The sequence below is a fragment of the Asaia sp. SF2.1 genome (genome assembly GCF_000505765.1).
GTDB classification, from domain to species: Bacteria; Pseudomonadota; Alphaproteobacteria; order Acetobacterales; family Acetobacteraceae; genus Asaia; species Asaia bogorensis.
On record NZ_AYXS01000012.1, the window covers coordinates 297,403 to 299,106 of the forward strand.

The 1,704-nt window shown below is 59.2% G+C and carries 2 protein-coding genes; both read right to left on the minus strand.

The genetic code is table 11. The features are described 5' to 3' along the window. Positions 1 to 112, minus strand: a 112-nt coding sequence (locus tag P792_RS38785; protein ID WP_235075454.1) for a bifunctional hydroxymethylpyrimidine kinase/phosphomethylpyrimidine kinase, incomplete at its 3' end; no start/stop codon positions are given. After that, positions 112 to 1,479 (minus strand): phosphoglucosamine mutase, encoded by a 1,368-nt coding sequence (gene glmM, locus P792_RS27700; RefSeq protein WP_031240699.1) that lies wholly within the window; start codon positions 1,477 to 1,479, stop codon positions 112 to 114. The genes P792_RS38785 and glmM, both read right to left, overlap by 1 nt. Between the last annotated feature and the right edge of the window lie 225 nt (positions 1,480 to 1,704).

Sequence of the window (1,704 nt, forward strand, 5' to 3'; positions counted from 1 at the left end):
TCAGGGCCGTCATAGCAAAGCCGCCCAGTGCGGTCACCGTCTTGATATCGGCTTGTATCCCAGCGCCTCCACCGGAATCGCTGCCTGCTACAATGAGGACCCGGCCTTGCATCAGGCAGCGACGGCTCGCTGAACGGCATCACAGATCGAAGCGACAATTTCCTCGACAAGAGCGGGGTCTTCGGCCTCGGCCATGACACGGATGAGCGGCTCCGTTCCACTCTTGCGCAGTACCAGACGACCAGTGCTTCCAAGACGCGTCTCCGCCGCCTTCCTCGCCTGTGCCAGCATTTCGGTCGAAAGCGGATCGCCTCCCTGATAACGCACATTGCGCAGCAACTGGGGATACGGCTCGAATACACGTAGGATCTCGCTGGCTGGCCTCCCTTCCTCGACCAGCACCGCAAGGACCTGCAACGCGGCAATCAGTCCGTCACCGGTGGTTGCGAAATCGGACAGGATCATATGGCCTGACTGCTCGCCACCAAGCTTGATCCCCTGCTCGCGCATCTTCTCAACCACGTAGCGATCACCCACCGCAGTGCGGTGTAGGGTGATCCCATGCTCGGCGAGTTTCTTTTCAAGACCGAGATTGGACATTATCGTTGCGACAGCGTCATTGCTGCCGAGACGCTCGTTCTTCTGGAGAAACAACACGATCAGACCAAGGATCTGATCCCCATCCACAATCTGGCCTTTCTCGTCGACGATGATCAGACGGTCGGCATCTCCATCGAGCGCAATCCCGAGATGGGCACCATGCTCCAGCACAGCACGCTGCAAGGTCTCCGGGTGGGTTGATCCGCAAGCCGCGTTGATATTCACCCCATTGGGCTCGCACCCGATCTTGATGACTTCGGCACCCAGCTCCCATAGGGCTGCCGGGGCTACGCGATAGGCCGCTCCATTGGCGCAGTCGAGCACGATACGCAGGCCATCGAGTCGTGATCCTTTGGGAAAGGCTGCCTTGGCCGACTCGATATAGCGCCCGGCTGCATCGTTGAGACGCGACGCGCGGCCCACTTCTTCAGGAGAGGCCATCTGATTCGTCAGATCCTGGGCCATCATGGACTCGATCTCTGCCTCAACTTCGTCAGAGAGCTTGAAGCCATCAGGACCGAACAGCTTGATCCCATTATCGCCGAACGGGTTGTGGGAGGCCGAAATCATGACCCCCAGATCGGCGCGCAAGGAGCGTGCGAGCATCGCAATGGCCGGTGTGGGCAGAGGCCCAACAAGGATGACGTCCATACCAGCCGACAGGAAGCCTGATACGAGGGCGCTTTCAATCATGTATCCCGAGAGGCGAGTATCCTTGCCAAGTACAACGCTATGACGATGGGCACCACGACGGAAATAGAGACCTGCTGCCTGCCCAAGGCGAAGGGCAACGTCCACGGTCATGGGAAAAGTATTGGCCTTGCCCCGGATACCGTCAGTGCCAAACAGCTTGCGGCCTGTACTGGATTGCTTGCTCATGATCGCCCTTCCTGTCGCTTGCTTCTGCGCGAGACATGAGGTTCTTCAAGCACACCGCGCCATACGAAAAAAGGGGGCTTGCGCCCCCTCTCCTCAATAGTAGCGAGCCTCAGCCTGGTTGCGGCGACGGATCCAGTGCTTCTGTTGACCCTCCCGTCTTGGCCTTGACCGTGGGCACCGATGACCGGCGGTTTTCAGGAGTCGAATCGTCTACCTCAAGACGGG